Annotated in this window: 24 protein-coding genes and 1 other RNA gene; 9 read left to right on the forward strand and 16 right to left on the reverse strand. The window is 67.8% G+C overall.

The genetic code is table 11. The annotated features are described in order from the left end of the window. Positions 1 to 29: 29 nt before the first annotated feature. On the forward strand, positions 30 to 752 hold the full coding sequence (locus tag EDC02_RS16925; RefSeq protein WP_233605972.1) for a DapH/DapD/GlmU-related protein: 723 nt from the start codon (positions 30 to 32) through the stop codon (positions 750 to 752). Continuing rightward, complete coding sequence (locus EDC02_RS16930) at positions 749 to 1,912, forward strand: acyl-CoA dehydrogenase family protein (RefSeq protein WP_233605973.1); 1,164 nt, start codon at positions 749 to 751, stop codon at positions 1,910 to 1,912. The genes EDC02_RS16925 and EDC02_RS16930 overlap by 4 nt, the downstream gene beginning before the upstream one ends. Here the strand turns inward: EDC02_RS16930 and EDC02_RS16935 are convergent. Beyond that, positions 1,894 to 2,382 carry an NUDIX domain-containing protein gene (locus tag EDC02_RS16935; RefSeq protein WP_370461460.1) on the reverse strand — a complete coding sequence of 163 codons (489 nt, stop codon included), beginning with the start codon at positions 2,380 to 2,382 and terminating at the stop codon, positions 1,894 to 1,896. The two genes, EDC02_RS16930 and EDC02_RS16935, sit on opposite strands and share 19 nt — an antisense overlap. 211 nt (positions 2,383 to 2,593) lie before the next feature. Here EDC02_RS16935 and EDC02_RS16940 point away from each other — a divergent pair, with 211 nt between their 5' ends. Together EDC02_RS16940 and EDC02_RS16945 are read left to right on the forward strand one after the other, a co-directional pair. Next, entirely contained in the window at positions 2,594 to 2,989 is a 396-nt protein-coding gene (locus EDC02_RS16940; protein WP_123602807.1) for an iron chaperone, read from the forward strand. A 186-nt stretch (positions 2,990 to 3,175) separates the two neighbouring features. Continuing rightward, complete coding sequence (locus EDC02_RS16945) at positions 3,176 to 3,880, forward strand: S9 family peptidase (protein WP_123602808.1); 705 nt, start codon at positions 3,176 to 3,178, stop codon at positions 3,878 to 3,880. A gap of 43 nt (positions 3,881 to 3,923) precedes the next feature. Here EDC02_RS16945 and EDC02_RS16950 read toward each other — a convergent pair whose 3' ends face one another. The 11 genes from EDC02_RS16950 to EDC02_RS16990 form a co-directional block, all read right to left on the reverse strand. Continuing rightward, entirely contained in the window at positions 3,924 to 4,442 is a 519-nt protein-coding gene (locus EDC02_RS16950) for an NUDIX domain-containing protein (RefSeq protein WP_370461461.1), read from the reverse strand. Positions 4,443 to 4,816: 374 nt separating this feature from the next. Next, on the reverse strand, positions 4,817 to 4,972 hold the full coding sequence (locus tag EDC02_RS40260; protein WP_158632208.1) for a hypothetical protein: 156 nt from the start codon (positions 4,970 to 4,972) through the stop codon (positions 4,817 to 4,819). Between the two features lie 177 nt (positions 4,973 to 5,149). Next, the gene (locus EDC02_RS16955) at positions 5,150 to 6,394 is read right to left on the reverse strand and encodes a site-specific integrase (protein WP_233605974.1); all 1,245 of its coding nucleotides are present in this window, start codon (positions 6,392 to 6,394) and stop codon (positions 5,150 to 5,152) included. 29 nt (positions 6,395 to 6,423) lie between these two features. Further along, positions 6,424 to 6,606: a helix-turn-helix domain-containing protein gene (locus EDC02_RS16960; RefSeq protein ID WP_233605975.1), complete on the reverse strand. Its 183-nt coding sequence runs from the start codon at positions 6,604 to 6,606 to the stop codon at positions 6,424 to 6,426. Between the two features lie 17 nt (positions 6,607 to 6,623). Beyond that, complete coding sequence (locus EDC02_RS16965) at positions 6,624 to 8,390, reverse strand: replication initiator (RefSeq protein ID WP_123602810.1); 1,767 nt, start codon at positions 8,388 to 8,390, stop codon at positions 6,624 to 6,626. Beyond that, positions 8,387 to 9,010 (reverse strand): DUF2637 domain-containing protein, encoded by a 624-nt coding sequence (locus tag EDC02_RS16970; protein WP_123602811.1) that lies wholly within the window; start codon positions 9,008 to 9,010, stop codon positions 8,387 to 8,389. The genes EDC02_RS16965 and EDC02_RS16970 overlap by 4 nt, the downstream gene beginning before the upstream one ends. After that, positions 9,007 to 9,219, reverse strand: a complete 213-nt coding sequence (locus EDC02_RS16975; RefSeq protein WP_123602812.1) for a hypothetical protein — start codon at positions 9,217 to 9,219, stop codon at positions 9,007 to 9,009. Before EDC02_RS16975 ends, EDC02_RS16970 begins: the two co-directional genes overlap by 4 nt. Positions 9,220 to 9,225: 6 nt before the next feature. Beyond that, a complete protein-coding gene (locus EDC02_RS16980) occupies positions 9,226 to 9,495 on the reverse strand; it encodes a hypothetical protein (protein ID WP_123602813.1) in 270 nt (89 codons plus the stop codon). Next, positions 9,492 to 11,162: an FtsK/SpoIIIE domain-containing protein gene (locus tag EDC02_RS16985; protein WP_123602814.1), complete on the reverse strand. Its 1,671-nt coding sequence runs from the start codon at positions 11,160 to 11,162 to the stop codon at positions 9,492 to 9,494. The genes EDC02_RS16980 and EDC02_RS16985 overlap by 4 nt, the downstream gene beginning before the upstream one ends. Beyond that, on the reverse strand, positions 11,159 to 11,389 hold the full coding sequence (locus EDC02_RS39570; RefSeq protein WP_148083489.1) for a hypothetical protein: 231 nt from the start codon (positions 11,387 to 11,389) through the stop codon (positions 11,159 to 11,161). Before EDC02_RS39570 ends, EDC02_RS16985 begins: the two co-directional genes overlap by 4 nt. A gap of 101 nt (positions 11,390 to 11,490) precedes the next feature. Further along, positions 11,491 to 11,916, reverse strand: coding sequence for a transcriptional regulator (locus EDC02_RS16990; protein WP_123602815.1), 426 nt, complete (start codon positions 11,914 to 11,916; stop codon positions 11,491 to 11,493). 137 nt (positions 11,917 to 12,053) lie between these two features. Between EDC02_RS16990 and EDC02_RS16995 the strand changes: the two genes are divergently transcribed. Beyond that, a complete protein-coding gene (locus EDC02_RS16995; protein WP_123602816.1) occupies positions 12,054 to 12,896 on the forward strand; it encodes a GntR family transcriptional regulator in 843 nt (280 codons plus the stop codon). Then, complete coding sequence (locus EDC02_RS17000) at positions 12,893 to 13,579, forward strand: HAD family hydrolase (RefSeq protein ID WP_123602817.1); 687 nt, start codon at positions 12,893 to 12,895, stop codon at positions 13,577 to 13,579. The genes EDC02_RS16995 and EDC02_RS17000 overlap by 4 nt, the downstream gene beginning before the upstream one ends. 81 nt (positions 13,580 to 13,660) lie before the next feature. Here EDC02_RS17000 and EDC02_RS17005 read toward each other — a convergent pair whose 3' ends face one another. Both EDC02_RS17005 and EDC02_RS17010 read right to left on the reverse strand, forming a co-directional pair. Further along, positions 13,661 to 14,341: an XRE family transcriptional regulator gene (locus tag EDC02_RS17005; protein WP_233605976.1), complete on the reverse strand. Its 681-nt coding sequence runs from the start codon at positions 14,339 to 14,341 to the stop codon at positions 13,661 to 13,663. A 452-nt stretch (positions 14,342 to 14,793) separates the two neighbouring features. Then, on the reverse strand, positions 14,794 to 16,287 hold the full coding sequence (locus tag EDC02_RS17010; RefSeq protein ID WP_158632025.1) for an IS4 family transposase: 1,494 nt from the start codon (positions 16,285 to 16,287) through the stop codon (positions 14,794 to 14,796). A gap of 212 nt (positions 16,288 to 16,499) precedes the next feature. Between EDC02_RS17010 and EDC02_RS17015 the strand changes: the two genes are divergently transcribed. Both EDC02_RS17015 and EDC02_RS39575 read left to right on the forward strand, forming a co-directional pair. Then, positions 16,500 to 16,688 (forward strand): hypothetical protein, encoded by a 189-nt coding sequence (locus EDC02_RS17015; RefSeq protein WP_123602819.1) that lies wholly within the window; start codon positions 16,500 to 16,502, stop codon positions 16,686 to 16,688. A 157-nt stretch (positions 16,689 to 16,845) separates the two neighbouring features. After that, on the forward strand, positions 16,846 to 18,045 hold the full coding sequence (locus tag EDC02_RS39575; protein WP_148083490.1) for a hypothetical protein: 1,200 nt from the start codon (positions 16,846 to 16,848) through the stop codon (positions 18,043 to 18,045). A gap of 974 nt (positions 18,046 to 19,019) precedes the next feature. Here the strand turns inward: EDC02_RS39575 and rnpB are convergent. After that, positions 19,020 to 19,437: RNase P RNA component class A (rnpB, locus tag EDC02_RS17020), an RNA gene on the reverse strand. A 229-nt stretch (positions 19,438 to 19,666) separates the two neighbouring features. On the opposite strand from rnpB, the gene EDC02_RS40265 reads away from it, so the two are divergent. Further along, on the forward strand, positions 19,667 to 19,840 hold the full coding sequence (locus tag EDC02_RS40265; protein WP_158632209.1) for a hypothetical protein: 174 nt from the start codon (positions 19,667 to 19,669) through the stop codon (positions 19,838 to 19,840). Positions 19,841 to 20,015: 175 nt separating this feature from the next. On the opposite strand, the gene EDC02_RS17025 is transcribed toward EDC02_RS40265, so the two are convergent. Continuing rightward, complete coding sequence (locus EDC02_RS17025) at positions 20,016 to 20,777, reverse strand: sulfite exporter TauE/SafE family protein (protein ID WP_123602820.1); 762 nt, start codon at positions 20,775 to 20,777, stop codon at positions 20,016 to 20,018. Positions 20,778 to 20,783 lie beyond the last annotated feature (6 nt).

Consider the following 20,783-nt stretch of genomic DNA (forward strand, 5'->3'; position numbering starts at 1 on the left):
CCGTGACAGACCTGGTTCGAGCTGGGCTGTTGGAGATCGGCGACGGCTGCCAGATCCACCCGACCGCCGTGTTCATGACGGCTGACCTGCTCGGCACGCTGCGCCCCATCGTTCTTGGTGCCAGGGTCACGATTGGCGCGTTCGCCGTGGTCCACGGTGGTACCCGCGTTGGCGCCGATGCCCGCCTCGGCCATCGGGTGATCGTCGGCGAGCCGGAGCACGGCTACGCGATGCGGCAGATTTACCAGGGATCCGGCGGCACCACCGAGATCGGCTCCGGGGTCGTCCTGCGGGCCGGTGCGATCCTCTACGCGGGTGTCCGAGTCGGAGAGGGCAGCACCATCGGCCACCACGCGCTGCTTCGCACCAACGTTGTCGTCGGGTCTGGTAGCCAGCTGGCGGCCAACCTGACTGTGGAGCGCGGTTCCCGGATCGGCGACGGAGTGCGCTGCTCGCCGGGCACGCACCTCACGGCCGACACGGTCGTTGCCGACCGCGTGTTCATCGGCGCGGGCGTTCGCACGATCAACGACAAGCGGCTGACCTGGCGTGACCCGGACAACGAGCAGCCGCTCGACCCGCCGGTGTTCGAGTACGGGTGCAAGGTCGGCTCTGGGGTATGCGTAATGGCTGGAATCACCATCGGCGCTCACGCGCTCATCGGCAGCGGCTCAGTGGTCACCCGCGACGTATCGGCCAACACCATCGCGTACGGCGTCCCCGCCCGATCGCGCGGCCAGGTGACATCGTGACCGCCGCTCTGGTCTGGCTGGAGCCACTACGCTGCAGCATTCCGGAGATCGATGGGAAGGCGTGGGACGACCTCGAAATCCTCTCCGACGTGCTCGCCCGGCGGGTGCCCACCGCGCCGCGTCCCGGCGAGCCGGCCCGCGCCCAGTGGCTGCTGGACCTTCGTCGCGACCTGGCCTGCGACGATCGCCAGGAGCCCGCTGGTCCCGGCGGACTGGTACGGCAGGCACTCGCGCAGTTCTGCGCCGGCACGTACGACCTGGATCTACGCGATGTAACCGGCGCCGGTCATGGGGCGATGATCCTTGCTGACGCCGCTGCGACGGTCCGGAACACCTGGCGGACCCGGCTCGGCCGAGGCGACCTGGTGGGAATCGCCGCGACCGAACGGCACGGCGGCTCCCGCCTGCAGGAGATCACCACCCAGGCGAGGCCGGACCGCGACGGTCGCTGGCGCATAAGCGGAGAGAAGTGCTGGGTGTCCCGGATCGTCGAGTCGGCCGGCTTCGTGGTCTTCTTCCGGGACCCGGATGGCCGGATCACCGCTACGATCATCGATGCCGCAGCGCAGGGTCTGGAGCGTGAGACGCTGAAGCCGTCCGGTCTGGGTGGCTGGTCGTGGGGGGTGTTGCGGCTGCACGAGGTGTCAATCGATCCTGCCGCAGACCTGCTTGGGCAGGCCGGAGGCGGCATGGAGGTGTTCCGCCGGCACTTCGCCCGGTTCCGGCCACTGGTCACCGCGACCGCGCTGGGGACCGCAGCCGGTGTCCACACCTTCGTCGCTGAAACACTCGCCGCTCGGCGGAAGGTAGGTGTGGTGCCACGAGTCCGCGACAACGCGCTGATCACCCTCGGGCGCACCCACGCCGAGATTGTCGCCGCGCTACTCGCCGCCATCACCACCATCAGGCTCGCTGCGTCAGGACATCCGCACGCGGACCTCTTCGCGCGCGTCGGCAAGGCCGCCGGAGTCGACACCGCACACCGGGCGGTCACCGATCTGGCTCCGCTGCTCGGGGCGTACGGATTCCAACAGTCCAGCCCTGTCGCGAAAGCGCGAACCGACCTCACCGGCATGCTCTACGCCGACGGCGTCCATGACAGCCTCTACCGATCGGGCGGCGCGACGTTGCTCCGCGCGCCCTACGGTCCCCCCACCTGATTTCCGTCCTCAAGGTAGACAGTCCCGCCGTCCGTTGCCGCTTCCAGCGCGGCGGCGGCCCGCCTGGCCAGCAGCGGCGAGAGCCGCTGCTGCGCCTGCGGCAAGGTCGACCACGCCCAGCTGCGCAACTCCTGCGGCGGAAGCCGAATCGCGTCGGTCTGCGACGCGTCCAGGACACCGCCGTCGTACACGAACATCACTCCTTCGGTGCGGCCGGGGCGAGGCGGCACCCAGTCGACCACCAGCAGCCGGCCGGGAGTAACCGCCAGGCCGAGTTCTTCGGCCAGCTCACGGATCGCCGCGTCGTACGGCGACTCATCGGCGTCCACCGCCCCACCTGGCAGCTCCCAGTAGTCCTTGTACGTCGGCTCGACGAGCAGGATCCGTCCGTCACGGTCCCGCAGCAGCACGGCCGAACCCATCCGCTTTCGCGGCAACGTCGCGGTGTAATCGTCAGGCGGGGAGCTCACCACAGGAGGTTATCCGCCTAAATGTCCAGTTGACGGCAACTTCCGCCGGTCAGGGCCCGTGACGCTGGGCCGCCTGTACCGATCAGGAATCGAGAAGCACCGGCCGTCGCAGCACGGCTAGCGTGACCCTCGGTCACACCCGACAACGACAAGGAGCGACATAGTGAGCAAGGCAGGCACAAACGGTTTCTCCGAGGGCGAGCGCGCCGCCATGAAGGAACGCGCCGCAGAGCTCAAGAAGGAGACGACCCGCGGTCGTGGTGGCAAGGCAGCCGCCGAGGAGCTCGACGTTCTGTCGAAGATCGCCCAGATGGAACCGTCGGACCGCGCACTGGCCGAGCGCATCCACGCCATCGTCACCACCAACGCCCCCGACCTGTCCCCGAAGCTCTGGTACGGCCAGCCGGCCTACGCGAGGAAGGGCAAGGTCGTGTGCTTCTTCCGTAGCGGAAACGCGGACAAGGAGCCCTACTGCACCTTTGGCTTCACCGCTGCGGCCAACCTCGCCGACGACAGCGGGCTGTGGCCGACGTCCTTCGCCGTTACCCAGCTCAGCGAGCAGGCCGCCGAGAACATCGCCGCCCTTGTCAAAAGGGCCGTGAGGTGACGTGCTGGTACGCCTTCGGCCTACGGCTGAGCGCCGATAGCGGGTGGGTTGCGCTACGATCGCTGCGCCGTGCATGACTGCTGCCCGAGGAGGTGAGTCCAATCAACGCTGTGACAGGTCGGGACTCCCTCCCCCGCATGGTCTAGGGAGCGCCCGCACAGGGACTCTCGAAAGGCGCGTACGCGCATGCACAACATCCAGGAAGAACACTTCGCCGTCGACGGTGTACCCGCTGTGCTCTGGACCTCAGCCGGCAGCGACGCCGACCGCCCGCCGCTGATCGTCATCGGCCACGGCGGCGGCCAGCACAAGACCGCTCCCGGCGTCCTGCACCGCGCCCACCGTTTCGTGTCCAGCGGCTTCGCGGCCGTCTGCATGGACGCTCCGAACCACGGCGACCGTCCGACCGACGAGCGCTACCAACACATCGCCACCGAGATCCAGGCCGCCGCCAGCTCCGGCGGTGACCTGGCCGCGCTGCTCGCCGACTTCCATGCCCTGGTCGCCCGGCAGACCGTCCCCGAGTGGCAGGCCGTCCTCGACCATCTCGACGCCGGGCCGGTCGGCTACTGGGGAGTCTCGCTGGGCTGCGGGCTCGGCGTACCGTTCGTCGCCGCCGAGCCGCGCGTGCGCGTGGCGGTCCTCGGCCTCGGCGGAGCAGCCGCCGCATCCACGCTGGACGCTGCGGCCAGCATCACCGTGCCGGTCGAGTTTCTGATCCAGTGGGACGACGAACGGGTGCCCCGGGAGCAGAGCCTCGCCCTGTTCGACGCATTCGGCTCGACCGAGAAGACGCTGCACGCCAACCCGGGCCGGCACGCCGACCGGCTCCCGGACCACGAACTGGACAGCACGGTACGGTTCTTCACCCGGCACCTCATGCCGCACTGACCAGCACTGATCGAAGCTGGCATCCGTCCGGATCGGCTCGGGCTCAGCAGACCCGGTTGCCGTCCTCGAGATAGCGAGTCCCGCCGTCGTCGGCTGCCTCGACAGCGACGGTGGCCCGCCGGGCCAGCAGCGGTGACAACCGCTGCTGCGCCTGGGCCAGGGTCGACCACGCCCAGCTGCGTAACTCCTGCGGCGGCAGCCGGATCGCGTCGGTCCGCGCGGTATCCAGGACCCCGCCGTCGTAGACGAACATGACGCCTTCGGTGCGACCGGTACGCGGTGGCACCCAGTCCACGACCAGCAACCGGCCCGGAGCAACGGTCAGGCCGAGTTCCTCCGTCAGCTCGCGGACCGCTGCTTCGTACGGCGACTCGTCGGCCTCCACCACCCCACCTGGCAGTTCCCAGTAGTCCTTGTACGTAGGCTCGACGATCAGGATCCGTCCAGCATGATCCCGGAAGAGCACCCCCGAACCCATCCGCTTGCGCGGCAACGTCGCGGTGTAGTCGTCCGCCGATGGAGTCACCAGGGCAGGCAGCCGCTCACGGCGGTTTTCAGTCATCCGCCGTCGCCTTCGGCTCGTTTCGGCACCGGCTGCGCGATCTCCGTCACCGCCCTACCACCGTCGAGAAGCACGGAGGGCTGCGGCTAAACCCACGGCGCATCTCGTGGATCTCGGCGAGCACGGCCGCGTCGTCGGCACCCAGATCAAGCGTTCGTAGATCAACTCATGTCCTAATGTCGCTAAGTCAAAGACATCCCACCACTGGGAGTCTGATGTCTCTATGTAAGAGACATCGGGACATTGCCGCTGGCATTGGCGACGGGACGATGCCCAGTCAGAGAGTCTGACCATGCGACACCATCAAACGGCGGACAGGCTGGCTGTGTGGTTGCCTGCCCAGACCTCCGTAACCGACCAGAGGCATCCCGACGCTACCGCCGTTCGCCTGACCGACGCTGGTCGGCGTCTCGGATGGCGTGCCGGACAGCAAGGCGGATGACCCAGTAGAGGACGACGAACCCGACCGCGTAGATGACGAGGGCACCAACGGGGACGGCGAGGGAGCCGATCTGCAGGACGTCAGACACGGCACCGACGATAGCGGGTTGGCGCCAACGTCAATGCCCGCTGTGCTGACGTCGCCACCGGTACGCGCGTGGCGCACTCTATCCCTGAACTGGGGTGGGACGGACGAGTCGACCTGTACGCCGGATTCTCGCACCCGTACCAGCGCTGAGCTGCACGAACACCCCCACGAAGGCCCCTCAGGGCGTCTGCAGGGCGTCCGGGTCATCGGAGCCGTCCCCGCCGCCGTCCCCGTCCCCGCCGTCGTCGCCCTGCCCGGCGTCGTCACCGAACAGTGCGTCGATCGCCCGCCGGGTGCGCTCCTCGCCGGCCGGCATCAGATGCGTGTACACCCGCAGCGTGAACCCCGGGTCAGCGTGACCGAGGTACGTCGCCAGCGTCTTGACGCTCTCCCCCGCGTCGAGCAGAACCGAGGCGTAGAAGTGCCGTAGCGCGTGCATCCCCGTCGCCCTGGTCGGCACGATGCCCGCCGCCTCGACCGCCGGCTGCCAGTTCTTGCCATCGAACGTCGCCCGGTTCAGCGCGTTGCCTCGCGTCGTGGTGAACACCAGCGGCACCGTCACCGGGTCGCCCTTGAACGGGTCTTCCCACGGCAAGGTGATCGTGACCGGCTTGAAGACGGCCAGGTGCTCCCGCAGCACCCGGACAGCCGAGGACGACAGCGGCACCCGACGATCCCGATCGTTCTTCGGAAGTCCGAACACCAGCCGGGACCGGACCCGCTTGACCTGGCGTACGACATGCACCCAGCCGGCATCCAGGTCGAGATCATCGACGCCGATGCCGAAGATCTCGCCCTGCCGCAACCCGCACCCGGCACCGAGGTTGACCATCGGCCGGTAGCGCGGTGCGAGACCGGACCGGATTGCCGAAACCTGGTCGGCGGTCCACGGAACCACCCGCCGCTCAGCGGGCCGAGGTGCCTTGACCGAGCGCGCCGAGCACGGATTCTTGGCGATCCGCTCGTCATCCACCGCCGCGCCGAGGATGGTACGCAGGTGCGCGAAGACGACCGACCTGGTCGTGACCGCAATCTTGCCGACCAGGCTGGCATCCCAGGCCCGCACGTGCCCCGGCATGATCGACGCCAACGACCGGTGCCCGAAGTACGGCAGGATGTGCTTGCGCACCCGGATCTCAGTGCTCTCCCGCGTCGACTCGTCAAACGACCGCGTCCGCAACCACTCCTCGGCGTACTCCCGGAACGTGATCCGACCGGCGGACGGGTCGACGTACGCCCCGCGCAGCTTGTCTGACTCGGTCGAGACCAGGAACGCCTCAGCTTCGCGCTTCGCCCGGTCGGGAAACGACTTCTTGCGCTCCCGCCCGTCCGGGCCGACGTAGCGGACGCGGTACCTCAGCCCTTTGCCGAACAGTTTCGACTTGACCCGCTCGGTACGGCCGCCGGGATGCTTGATCGTCATGTGCCAGCGATCTTCGATGTGCGCCACGGCTACGCCGCCGCCTGCGAGCGGAACCACTCGCGTACGTCTGCCGGGTCGTACCGCAGATGCCGGCCGATCCGGGCAGCCGGCGGACCGCACTTGTGCTTACGCCACCGGTACAAGGTCTCCACCGGCACCCGCAGGAACTCCGAGACGTCCTCAACCGACCACAGTTCCACGTGCTTCGCCACCCTGTGCCCCTCCCCCATCACGCCGCCGTCTCAGTTGCCGAAAGGTCTTGGCTCACCTCCTGTGCCGCGCGGTCTTTCGCGGCGAGGAGTTGGGAGCGCCAGCGGGCGCGTTCGGAGATGGAGCGCAGGAGCCGATGCCCGAGCGGGGTGACGTCCGGGTCGTCGGGCCGGGCCAGCTCCCACGCGTGCCGGGACGAGCCCGCGCTTTCGGTGCCGTTGGCCTGGTCGACGCCGGCCAGGTCGGTGGTAGCGCCGAGCACTGCCCGGACCCAGGCGCGTGCGTCGTGTTTGTGGTCGGTCAGGGTTTTGCCGGACCAGTCGCGGGAGATGAGGATGCGCCGGCCGCCGATGCCGAGGGTGGCGCGTTGGTGGACTTTGCCCCGGCAGCGTCCCGGCCGCAGCTTCGCCGACGCGTTCTTGGGCTGTACGCCGTAGAGGAGCCAGTTCGCGCAGCGGTCGGTGCAGGGGGTGACCTGCAGTTGTCGCCAGAACCGTTCGAGGTGTTGGCGTTGCCGGCCGCTGGTGGTGGTGTGGCAGTCGGCGGCGTGTTTGGTGATGTACTTCGTGATGTAGCGGATGGTCCGTTCCGCGTCGGTGGTGCCGGGCATGACGCCGCGTGCGTCGACCTGGGTGCCGAAGCGGACGACGTGGACCGGTTCGGCGTCCGGATCGGCGTCGACCGCGTCGAGGGCTTCCGCCCAGCCGGTCAGCGGCTCGCGGGTGTCCGGGTCGACCCAAGCGCCCTGGTCGACATCCCAGACGGGCAGGTGTTCCCCGCCGTAGTGCTGGACGTCGACCGCCGGCCACCACACCTGGTGATAGGTCGCGGCCGCCACGGTCCGCAGCGTCTGCCGAGAGATCGTGCCGCGGATCGCGAAGTGCGCGTGAGGCGCCAGACGCCGTTGTGGTTCGACGCATCCGGCGTACTGGACGTTCCAGCCTTCACACCGGCGCAGGTTCTGCCAGAACCGGTCAAGCAGCCGAGGGAAGTGGACCGCGTCCCACGCCGCCCGGCGGTAGTCGTACCGGTCGGGGTTGACCGGGGTGCCGTCCGGGCGTACGGGCCCGTAGGAGTCGAGAGTGACCGTGAGCCACATCGACGGCCGATACTGGTTGCCGTCGGGTGCGGTGTAGGTCTTGCCGACGGTGCGCGCCTCGACCGGCTTGCGGGGTAGGTCGGGTGTGTCCTGCCGCCGCCTGGTCGACCGCTTCCGCCGCTTGCCGTTGTCCTGCGCGTCGCCCTGGTCGACACCATCGCCGTCGGTGGTGTGGGGTGGTGCGACCCGGCCGCGCAGTTCCTCAGCCGTAATCGCGTCTTCAACCTCGGTGATGGCCTCGTCGAGGTCGGTGACCTGCTTCCAGTCGGCTTCCCGTACGGCGGCGTCGCGTTCGAACTCGAAGTGCGCCCGCAGCACGATCAGCGCCTTCTGCTCATCGGAGGCGGGTTCGGGTGGGGGTAGTGGTTCGTCGTCGCGGTGCCAGCCGTCACGGATCTGCGCCTGCCGCAGTCGCCGGTTCCGCTTCGCACACGGCGGGCACTTGTCCTCACGGGTCGCCCCGCAGGGCAGGTCGATCACCTCGGTACGGCCGGTGTCGAGATCGGTCCGCCGCATCGCGAGCGGACGGATACACACGCCGAACTCAGTGGCGACGTCCCGCAAGACATCGACCGACCGGGGCAGACCCATCCGCGCCGCACGGGAACCGGGCCGAGGTTGCTCGACGGTCGCCGGCTGGTCGGTGACGGGTGTGTCGAGTCCGGGGAGGGTGGTGGGGGCGGTCATCGGCCGACCACCATCCCGTTTGCCCGTCGCGGCTGGACGACCCCGAGCGGCGGCAGCACCGACGCGTGTCCGGCGATGCGTGCCGGTTCGACGACCGCAGGCCGCTCGACGTGATCCGGTTCCGGGTCGGTGTCGGCGGTCAGGACCTGGTCGACGGTGTCCGCTTGGTCGACGCGCACTCGGTCAGCCGGACCAGCAGGACCAGTCGGGTTGGCAGCCGTGGTCGACGCCGCCGGAACGGCCGGGACAGCCGGTGCGCTGGACAGCACGACCTTGACCAGGGCCAGGAACGCCAGCGACGGGACAGCCGCCACGATCCACCCCCACACGGACGGTTCGGCCTCGGCGACCTGTGCGGCCAACGACAGGAGCGCGAAGCCGACGAGGAGGATGGCGACGAACCCGACGGGTCGACCGGCCCGGCGTCGTGCCCGGATCTCCAGGCCGAGGTAGATGGCCATGAGTTCGACGGCGACGGCGTTGGCCCAGCCGATCCAGTGGGGTTGGCCGTGGGCGACGGACAGGTCATGGACGTGGGTGAACGCGGCCGCGCCGGCCATCGAGCCGATGGCGAGCAGGATCACCAGCCGCAGCACGGTTTCCGTGCGTTGCCAGGTCATGCGCGGTCCTTGTCGTCGGTGATGGTGAGGTCGATGCGGATACGTCGGCCGGGTCGTCCGTGTCGGTGCAGGAACGTGCTCAGCCCGGTGAGGAAGGAGGCGAGTTGATCGGCGGGGCCGGTCGCGGTGATGCGGATCGGCCGGTGCAGGAGTCGGGCCAGCCACGGCAGCCGGACGAGGAGCCAGGAGGGGCGGTTGAGGGATGGCATCGGGGGTTACCTCCCGGTCGGGTGGATGGTGGTGCGGATGTGGTCGGGTGGGTCGCCGAGGGAGGCGACCGCCTCAGACAGGCAGCGCCACAGCGCCCACGCCTCACCGGGGGTCAGGTAGACCCGGCGTCGGCCGGAGCCGATGGCGACATACAGCGGGTAGGGGTCGGGCCGGTCGGTGTCGACCCGCACGGATACCGCTGTTCCGCGTCCGCCGTCGGCGGTGGGGGTCCGCAGCCGGTAGAAGCGCCGCCCCGTTGTCGATGTCTGTGTCATCGGGAACCACCCCCGTTGTTCGGGGTGTCGGTGTCGCACTGGTCGTGCCGGAGGATGTTGAGTAGCGAGTCAGGCAGCAGCGGCCCGGAAGGCTTACGGGGCAACGGAATCCGCCGGGTCGACGCGGCAGTCTGTTCCGGTTCGGGTGCGGTTTCCCGGCCGACCTGGGCGAGGATGTCCGCAGCGGCCACCGGAGCGGCGTACTCGGCGGCCATGGTTTTGATGTCGGTGTCGGTGAGGTAGGAGAACCGGACCCGCACCGGGTCGGGGGTGCCGTCCAGCAGGACGTAGCCGACGCCTTTGGCCCATGAGGGCATCTGGTCCGCCAACGCGCCTCGGTTGCGTGCGCCGTCGCCCAACACCATGTCCACCTGCGATGCCTCGGTCAGCCCGAGCGCGATGCGGGTGGGGAACAGGTCCCGGAACGGCAGCACCTCCTTACGCGGGTCCTGGAGCGCGGCCACGACGAGGACGCCGACGCCGGCACCTTGGGACAGCAGCAGCCCCAACGAGGCGGCGATGCGCTTGCGCAGGTCGACGTCTTGCAGGTAGGCGGTCAGGGCCGCCATTTCGTCGATCACCACCACGACGAGGGGGTCATCGGTCGTGGGTGTGTGGACCCGGACCGTGCCGGCAAGGCGTGCCTGCCGTTCCCGCAGCACCTGCACGGCTTCATCGAGGAGATCGGCCATGGCGTCGAAGGAGGTGGAGGCGAACCGGGCGAACATCGGCCGGCCGAACGCGAATTCCATCCCGCCCTTGGGGTCGATCACCCACAGCCGGACCAGCCCGGACGCCACCCCACCAGCGAGGGAGCGGACGAGGGACCAGAGGACGGAGCCTTTCCCGCGTCGGGTCGCCCCACCGATCAGCACATGCGTCGCCAACAGGTGGAGGTGCCACGTGCGGAGGTCTTCCCGCACCGCGAGGGGCAGCGCGGTGAAGTCCGGCACGGTCGGCACCGGGAACGGCGGAACGGTCCGGCGTAGGGCGTCGGTGCGGACCAGGACGATGTAGACGACGTCGGGCCGGTCGCGGAACCGGTAGGCGTCGACCTGGCGCAGCAGCCAGCCCACCCAGCCGCCGCCACGCACGGGAAGTTCGTCGGGGCGTTCGGTGTAGACCCGTGCGTGCCGTCGGCCGAACGCGTACGCCAGCTGTTCGGTCGCGTGTTGGAAGTCGGCGGGGGTCTGCCCGCGCAGCATCCGCACCGACAACACGTCAAGGGTCTGGTCACAGTGCACGGCCAGGAGTTGCGGTAACACGGTCTGGTGCTGGTAGACCCGCGACAGGTCGCACATGGTCATCGCTTCACGCCACACCCGCCGATAGACGACTGTGTGCCGCCACCGGCCGAGCACAGGCCCGGCGCACCACGCCCACCAGGACGTTTCGTGCCGCCACCGCCACACCGCCGAACCCAACCCGGCCAGCACAACCGGGGTGACCAGTCCGGCAATGCCGTAGTCGAGGTACACGGCGACCGTGATCACGGAGACGGTGAGGATGCGGGGGTGCTTGAGGCACCACCACAGGCCCCGACCGGTCCAGCGGGCCAGCAGCCCGAGGAGGACCGCCCACCAGGGCAGCCGCAGCCGGCGGGGCCGGACCACGAGCAGGTCACCGGAGACGGTGGTGACGACCTCACCACGGGGACGCCCGATCATCGGCCACCACCGACGACGGGCAGGAATCGGCCGCGAGCGTCGCGCAGCCGGGGGAACGGCAACACCAGCTGACCGGCGCACAGCCCGCACCGGGCCGCATCCCCGCCAGCCGTCGCGGCGTTGTCGGTGTCGCCCTGGACGTCGGGGGTGGGGGTGGGGGTGAACATGTTCTTGCAGTCGCTACAGCGGATCCGCGCCCGATCCGGGGCGCGCTTAACCTGGGACACGTCGGAACCTCACCGAATCTGAGAAGAAGAGGAGTGGGGGAAGACACCAGGGGTGGGGCTGCCGTCCGCCAAGACCAGACAGCCCCACCCCGAACCGAGTGCTACGAGCCGGAACCCGTAGCCGTGCGCGCCTTACCGGTGCCGTTGCTGGCGACGCCGGCCGGGGCGCGCATCCCCGACGCCCGCAACGAGTACGCCATCCGGCCGTTGCTCGCCACGTACGGCGTGACCGTCATGTCGTCGAACTCCACCGCCTCAAACGGCGTACCCGTCGGCGGAACCGGCTGGTGGTCCGCCGAGATCTTCACCGTGGTCTCCCGCGACCGCTTGCCCAACTCCGGGTCCAGGTCCATCACCCGGACCTGCCACACCCGCTGACCCGTCAGCTTGTCCTTCGCCGGCGACCGCCGACCCGTCTTCTCGTCGTAGTCCTCGACCTCACCCAACGACTCGGGCACCAACGCGCACCCCGCCGGGAACACGTCCGAACACCGGACCGAGAACCTCGTTCCGCCTCGCAGAGCCACTGCTCTACCTCCACTCGTAGACCTGGCCGGCTTGACTAGCCAGGTGCTGTGGATCAAAGGTAGGCCGACTTGGCTAGCCATGTCAACACTTGGACACGGGACATCTAGCCTGGCTAGTCAACAGGTATGGTCCGGGCATGGCACTTGACCCCGACGACCCCCGGACCCCGTCCCAGCAGATTGCCGCCGCCCTGCGCGCGGAGATCAAGACCGGCAAGTTCGCCCCCGGCGAGAAGCTGCCCAGCCAAAACGACCTGGTCGAACGCTTCTCCGTGGCACGCGAGACGATCAAGGCCGCCCTGCGCAGGCTCCAGGACGAGCGGCTGATCGTGACGCGTCAGGGCAGCGGCACGTTCGTGCGCGCCAACACCGAACGCCCCGTGGGTCTACGCCCGCACATCGAACGCGCCTTCGAGGCCACCCACGTAGCGATCGACTTCGCCGGCTTCTCCGGCGAGACCCTCTACAACGCCATCCAGGAGACGTTGGACAAGGTCCGCATCGGCCGCCTCACCCCGGAGTCGATCCGCATCCGGATCCTGATCTCGGACATGAACGCCCCGATGGCGATCCCGTGCAGGGCCGAGGACCGCGCCGACGACCCCCGCGTCCGCGCCCGGTCGGCCCGCATCACCAACCGGTCGATCCACGCCATCGTCGACGCCGTCCAGGAGCTGGCAGATCTCGACCTGGTGAAGGTCGCCACCACCGAGGTACGCGTCCACGGCGCGGCCCCGCTGTTCAAGCTGTTCGTCATCAACGACGAAGAAGCGTTCTTCGGCTTCTACCCGGTCGTTGAGCACACCGTCAGCGTCGACGGCCAGCCCTTGGCCATCTACGACGCCATGGGGAAGGACGCGGTCCTGTTCCCGTTCACCCCCAGCGACGACGACGCATCCCACGACGGCCTGTACGTGCAGCAGGCCGGCGCCTGGTTCAACAGCATGTGGACCACCATCGCCCGCGAGTACACCTCATGAACGCCGAACTCGCCGCCGTCATCGACCGCGCCCGGTTCCTGCTGCTCGACTTCGACGGACCCGTCTGCAAGGTCTTCGCCAACCACCCCGCACCCCAGGTCGCCGCCACCCTGCGCCGGCTGCTCGTCGACCAGGGCGTCACCATCCCCCCGGACCTGCTGGACGAACCCGACCCGCTCACCGTGTTGCGCTGGACAGCCGCCCTGAACCGGCCCGCCATCGTCCGCCGGGTCGACGACGCACTCAGGGCCGCTGAGGTGGACGCCGTCACGGTCGCCGAACCCACCCCGTACGCGCGGGAGGTCATCGTGGCCGCCCACCACGCCCGACGCGGCATCGCGGTCGTATCCAACAACAGCGCCGACGCCGTCACTCAGTACCTGATCGCCCGACGCCTCGCCGCCTACATCCACCCCGTCATCGGTCGCCCCCACGCCGACCCCGCCGGGATGAAACCGAACCCGGCACCAGTGCTCGCCGCCATCCGCGAACTCCACACCCATCCCGAGGAATGCGTACTCATTGGCGACTCGCCCACCGACATCGAAGCCGCCCAAGCCGTCGGCGTGGCCACCATCGGCTACGCCAACAAACCCCGCAAGTACCACAGCCTCACCAAAGCAGACGCCATCATCGGCAGCATGGCCGAAATCGTCACCGCCCTCCACCCCGACGAACTCTAACCACCAACAACCCGGCACACCGACGCCCCGGACCGCACTACGCGGAAACCGGGGCGTCACTCATTCCATGCCGCCACGAGATCAGCCGACCTCACCCGACCACGGCGACGCCGAATCCCACACCCGATCAAGCCCCGCCACATAGTGGTCGAACAGGTTCCCGCCCTGCACACGGCGGAAATGAAACGTCGGACTCGCGTTCCCCGACTCCCCGAACACATGCGGGGTCACCACCACCTCATCATCGAACCGCAGCACACTCGCGTGATGCGTCACCGCATGCAACCGCACCTCGCAGCCCTCCACCCCGACCAGGCCCCGGTAGTGCGTCAACGAGCTACGGACGATCGCACCCAACGTCCCTACCAGGCAATCCTCACGATCCCGCACCGCCACCGCCTCACCGGATGGGTCAGCGAAACACAACCGCACCCGCACACCCGCACCCGCCCGGTCCGCCAACACCCGCCCGATACGCGGCTGCACCTGCGACAGAAACGCGCCCGCCAACACCAGCACGTCAACCCGTTCCCGTGCCTCACCCAGCAGTCGTAACCACACATCACGAGGCACCGACGCTCGATCCGGAAACACCTCGATCAACTCCGCTCGCGACGCCTCCGGACGACGATCATTCACTTCCGCGATCTGTGGCCACAGATACGCCTCTTCCGCGCCCAACCGACGCGCCGCGACCCACCGATGCCGTCGATGCGGAACACGTCCCGAACTGATCCACCGCTCCACCGTCTTCGGATCCACCTCACACTCAGCCGCAAGATCCTCAACCGGCACACCACGACGAACCATCACCGTCCGGAGACGTTCATTCATACCCACTATTAGACGGACAACCAGCAGGACGTTTCAACCCCGTCCCCCGACGTTTCGCAGAATACGAAGACGTCCCCCACCAGTCCCGCACCGTGGATGCGACGACACGCCAATCCCTATTCACTACCCCAGTCGCGCGAAAACCCCTGCCGGCGTGCAGCCCTCCATAGCCGCGCCGGCCGGTGAGCACGACGCCACACCGGTCGGGGACCGGGACAGGACCCCACCCAACCTGGCCCCCGACCGGCCCTCTCCACACCCGCACCCACCGGAGGTTCCCCACCATGACCAACGGCCAGCACCCCACCAACCAGCCATCCGCCCACTACTTCACCCCCGTACCCCCACCCCGACCAACCACCCCCGCCGACACCACTGACCTAAACTTTGGCCGTTTTGCTGGCTTTGGGTAGGTCGGTCTGGGTGATGGTTATCTCGTAGGTGACGTCGCGGGTGCGTTGTGTTCGTCGTTGTCGTTTGGTGCGGGGGCCGGTGCGGGTGCGGGTGTGTCGGTTGTGGGGTTGGGCGGCGATCGCGGTGAGCAGGGTGGTGGTGGGGTCGGGGTCGTCGTGTCCGCAGTTGACGCAGGGTGCGGGGTCCTGGCTTGCGAGGTGTGCGCGGGTCAGGGCGAGGACGGTGGCGAAGCTGACCGCGTCGGGGTCGATGTTCAGGTCGACGGCGGTGGTCACGGCGAGTCGGACGAGGGCGTTGTAGACGGTCAGTAGCGCCCAGAGTTCCTGGTAGGCGAGTTCGGGGGTGTGTCCGCGTGGTCGGGTGCGGGGTCCCCGCAGGGTGGTCTTCAGTCGTCCGTAGGTGAGTTCGATCTGCCATCGTTCGGCGTAGAGCGCGGCGAGTGTGGTGGCGGGGTGACGGTGGTGGTCGAGCAGGGTGGTCAGGACGCGGTAGCGGCTGTGGGTGGTGCGGCCGGCGCGGTCGCGGGTGGTGACGGTGAACTCGACCAGACGGGCGAGTGTCGGACGGAGTCGGGGCAGGGTGCGGTCGGCGCGGGTGGTGCGGCGGCGGGACAGCATCGCGTCGGACTCGGCGAGTTGCACGAGCGCGGAGCCGTCGGGGAGGACCTCGACCAGTCGGGCGGGCAGGCTCCGGGCGCCGTTCTTGACCCGCCACAGCAGGTGCGCCCCGGTGGCGGCCGCCCGCGTCCAGCGGTCCATGGAGAAGAAGCCCCGGTCGGCGAGGTTGATGGTGCCGGGTTGGAGTTCGCCGATCAGGTCGTCGGCGAGGGCCTGTTCGCTGGTCCCGGAGGAGGCGATGCGGGCGGCGAGGATCCAGCGGGTGCCGCAGGCGACCAGGGCGACCATCCGGGCCTGGGGGAACCGGCCGCCGGTCGGGGTGGTGAACCCGGCCCGTGTCCGTGTCGTGTCGGCCAGGTCGAACACGGTGCCGTCGATCGCGGTGACCAGCAGACCGAACGCGTACGACTCGGGCCCGAACGTCGGTGTGGACCGGGCGGCGTCGGTGAACACCCGCTGGTGCACCGCTGCGGGGAGTCTGCCCCGGGCTTTCGACACCGCCGCGGCGGTCGGTGCGCCCTCCACCCGGGTCCGGGGGAGCCGTGAGGTCACCCGTGCGGTCACCACCGATGTGCTCTCCCGCCGGAACAGGCACAGCCCGAGCACGATCATCACCGTGACCGCTCCGGTCAGCACCCGCCGCCGGGCGTCGACGTGCCCGACCGTGGCCCGCGCCCGTTCGATCAGTGCGGCATCGGCCAGGAGTGGCCACAACCGGCCGGTCACCTGCTCGTCGAGGGTCCCGACACCGGCGGGCCCGGCGATCACCGCTGCCCGCAGCGTCTCCCGCTGATCGGCGGCCTGTCGCACCGCGCTGGCGGACAGCATGGCAGAATTCGACACCGAAGCTCCTGGTTGGAACATGTTGATCTAGTCAATCCATGTCCTACCAGGAGCTTCTTCACGTCCCGCACCCGACCCACACCCACCCCGAAACCGGCGCTATTACCCACAAAACGACCAAAGTTTAGGTCAGTGCCGCCGACACCGACGAACAACCCCGCTACGTCATCCACATCCCCATCCACGCACGCGACCTCACCACCGCCATCGAGATGGCACACACCATCGCCGTCACCCTCGCCGACTTCCGCACCTACCTACGCGGACTCGACTACCCCGAAACCACCGTCACCATCGAAGGCGACCAGGAGCAGCACCACCGCGTCATCTGCAACCTCCAACAACCCGACGGCACCCGCTGCGAACAACTCAACGCCCACGAAGCACCCTGCGCCCGCTAGTAGGTTGCGAAGCCAGACGTCAACAGCGGCCAGAACAGGACTTGGACCTGCCCGCCGCCACACTGGCATCCAATGTGTCCTGACGAAACGCTCTCGACTAGCGCCCAGACTTGGGGTAGAACTAGCAGCCAGGGCGACAGACAGGGAGCTAAGCGCAATGAGTGTCATCGCAGCCGAGGCAGCACGCGCAGTTGCCCATTCAAGGAGAATCATTACCGAATACGAAAGGCTAAGAAGCAGGATCGAAATCGGAGACATTCAGCAGTACATGTACACCGAGATCCTAGAGTTCGTGAACATGAGAGTGGAAACCGCCGACTCTTGTCTAATACTCATAGAGAATCGTCGGATCGCCGATTGCCTCGGACTTTGTCGCGCACTACTAGAAAATTACTTGCTGTTAATGCTCATGTGTCGAGGGAGCAAGTTCTTTAAGATACAACCCTTAGAGCCCGACATCAAAGCCAAAGATGCATTGCAGGAGGAGCAGGCAAAGCTTGCGGCAGCCCATCAAGAAGGAAGGGAGAAATTTCGCGTTGAAGTAAAGCTGCATCCTCGATTCAAGAAGCAGGCGTTGATGCATATCTTTGAAGGACTAAGAGGAAAGGATGAGCCAGACTTCGTAGTACCCTGGCACTACTTTGTACACCAAGAGTTCGATCCCGATATAATGCGACTAAAGATCGACAACTACTTCTCCCACCTCCACCCCAGCTTGAACGAGCCCTCCGCCGACAAGGAGGGGAGGAAGGAGGCGAGCGACCTCTACCGGTATTTTTTGTCATACAGCGCACTTATCGACTGCCTCACTCTGAATGGGATTCTAGACAAGGAATCCGAGGCTCGCCTCGAAGCACACTACACATTCCTTGGGAAGTATCTGCACCCCACACACGGGGCCGCACGTCAATTGCATGAACAGAATAACCAGTACTTCTTCCACACAGGAGTCGGACTGAGTCAGAGCTACTCAGAGTTGGCCACCCTACTCGCGGCGACCTACGTCGCGTACTGTTTGACGGGAGTCATAGAAGAAGCTGTCAAGCTTCTCGACAACGCCCCAAAGAGGTATATTGCGAACCCTGGCACCTCAACTCTACACAACTTGATCGAAGCCACACCAATAGGATTTTCCTACTTTTGGTTTGTTTTCAACGATGCCCCGCTTTGGGACAAGTTCAAATATGCAACCTATCGCGCCACCAACGAGGAGCTGACCCAGTTTGGCCACTACAGCAAGATTCCGAGTGATCGAATAAAGTTTGACAATGACATTCTTGGCCATCTATCAGATAGTTTAGGCAACGCGTACAGCGCAAGATGCGGACAATACGTCTCACCCATCGGCCCGAATTGACAGTGACACACTTTGCTAAAACAAAAGTCCTATTGCTAATAAGAATAGCTTCTAGCTTCCCTGAACCTGCCCTGCGCTTCGGAGCTCGCCAACGTGCCAACGCCCGGTTCCGTTGCCGAATTGGTCTGTATTGGATCAAGACGCCGCGCCCAGCGCGGCGCGCGGGCGGAACACCGCCCGGCGGCAAGCCGCCCCGGACCGCTACGCGGCCGGGGCGGTGCACCACCGTCACCGCCGGGCAGCCGCCCGCGCGCGCCCTGGGTGGCTGCCAGATGGTCACCACAACTCGTCAATCTCGGCGACCCTTGCTCTAAACCGACGAGCGTCCCGCGCCGGCAGCACGTGAGCCGCAGCTTCAAGGATCTGACGAACCTCTCGCGGGTCCGGGCAACACTCCATGACGCCACAGCCGTACTGCGGATCCCACAGCCGGTGCCACGGGTCCTGGACAAAGTCTGCCCACGCCCGAAGCGCCCGTGCGACGGCGCCCTCCGTGAAGCGGGAGTGTTCCAGGTACGCGATGGCCTGAAGTCCTCGGAACGAGAGGCCGGCTACGTCAGACGTGTGGCTACCGAGGGGTCGGGAACGAAGCTTGGAAGCTCGCACCTGCGTCGGGCGTCTACGCGGCATGGTCCCTTGGGATGATCTGCATACCTCGACCATCCCACGAGCATGCGGCGGTACGGAAGCCGGCGGGGTTGGCCGCCGTCGTGGTCGGGGCTTCCGGCTGCCGCGCCAGTCCACAACCCGGACTGGCTTGCCACTGACACCTATCGCGCCGGGTCCGTACCACGCGCGGGTACGTCCCCGGCCGCCGTCGGCACCGCCCGGACCGTCCAAGATCAGGGCGTCCCCAGGGCGTCAGGGCGTCTCCAGGGCGTCAGATGACGACCAAAGTTGACCATGAACGACCATCGACCACGGAGAGTCCGCGCAGCTCAGCGCCTTGATCAACGCGCTGATCTGGGGTGGAACGGACGAGTCGACCTGTACGCCGGATTCTGTCCCGTACGCGCCGGTTGCCCGGTCGCGCAGCGGTGGCGGCCATCCATCTAGGCCTACCGTCGCCGGCAGGCTCCAGCGGCCTACCCGCAGACTCGGGCGGGCAGCCCTCGAACGCCTGCGCAGGTCGGCGTCTCGCGACACCGGCCCTCTTGGCCTTGCTCCGGGTGGGGTTTACCGAGCCATCCCGGTCACCCGGGATGCTGGTGGGCTCTTACCCCACCGTTTCACCCTTACCGGGCGTTTCACCGCCCGGCGGTCTGTTTTCTGTGGCACTGTCCCGCGGGTCGCCCCGGGTTGCCGTTAGCAACCACCCTGCCCTGTGGAGTCCGGACGTTCCTCGGCAACAGGGGACGTATCCCCCGCTGACGCGGCCGCCCGGTCGACTCGTCCGTCCGAGGATCAATCGTACGCAGCCCACGATCATTCCCCGCCCGCAGGCTCGGCGGGCCACCACGACCAGCCCAGAACAGTGATCTAGAAGGATTATGGTCGATATACCGGCCAAATCCTTCTAGATCCACCGCATGACCTACGCCCACAGCCAGGCAACAGCCAGGCGGCTCAGGTCAGCAACTCCACCGGTGGCTGGCCCCGCTCGCCCGGCGGCAGGTGGCCGATGTCGTTGAAGCTCACCAGGGTCGGCGGAGCGTCGCTGCGCTGCGACCCCAGGCAGGAAGGCGACGATCTCCTCGGCGGTCTGCACGGCCCGCGCCGCCGGATCGTGGTGGACGGCATCCCGGCCGCCGTCGCCGTCAGTGGGCCCAGGCGCACGAGTTGGCGCACGAGTTGAAGGTCAGCGACCTTACAACGGGCAGATAAGGTATCTGGCCTTCAACTCGAGCACGGATCCGGCGGAGTGGCGATCAGCGTGGGCAGGAGAAAGCGGACAGGAGAAGGGCAGACCCGGCGGGCAGGAGAAGCAGACAGGAGAAGGCAGGCCCGGCGGTCAGCGCACCGAGAGCGGGTCAGCGCAGGGCACGGGCCAGCAGCAGGACGCCGATACCGACGCCGAAGACGACGATGCCGAAGCGCAGCACGGTCGGCGGCAGCTTGCGCACCACCCGGGCGCCCACGTAGCCGCCGACGATGGTGGCCGGGGCGACCGTCACCGCCGCGACCCAGTCGACCGGGCCGAAGATGGCGAAGACGGCGACGGTGGTCACCCCGACCGCCGCCGACAGCAGGTTCTTCAACGCGACGACGCCGTTGAGCGCCTCGTCGAGCACCAGGGCCAGGCCGGCGACCAGCATCACCCCGAGCGCGGCACCGAAGTATCCGCCGTACGCGGCGCAGAAGAAGGTCATCGCCTGCAGTGACATCTGTTCGCGCCCGGCTCGCAGGTCGCGGGGTTCGCCGACGAGGCGCCGCAGCTGGTTCTGGAAGCCGAGCACCGCCGCCGCGCTGATCACCAGGAACGGCACGATCAGCTCGAAGGCCCGGGGCGGGGTGATCAGAAGCAGGACGCAGCCGAGGACCGCCCCGGCGACGGCGGTCGGGACGAGGCGCCACAGTCCGCGGCGGCGCGGCAGGTCGTCGCGACTGCCGACGGTGCTGGCCACGTAGCCGGGGCAGACCGCGATCGCGTTGGTGACGTTCGCCGACACCGGCGGGAGCCCGACGGCGATCAGCGCCGGGAAGGTGATCAGCGAGCCGCCGCCGGCCGCCGCGTTGACGGTGCCGGCCGCCAGCCCGGCCCCGACCAGCAACGCGAACGCGGGAAGATCCATCCTGCG

The organism is Micromonospora sp. Llam0 (assembly GCF_003751085.1).
Classification (GTDB): domain Bacteria; phylum Actinomycetota; class Actinomycetes; order Mycobacteriales; family Micromonosporaceae; genus Micromonospora_E.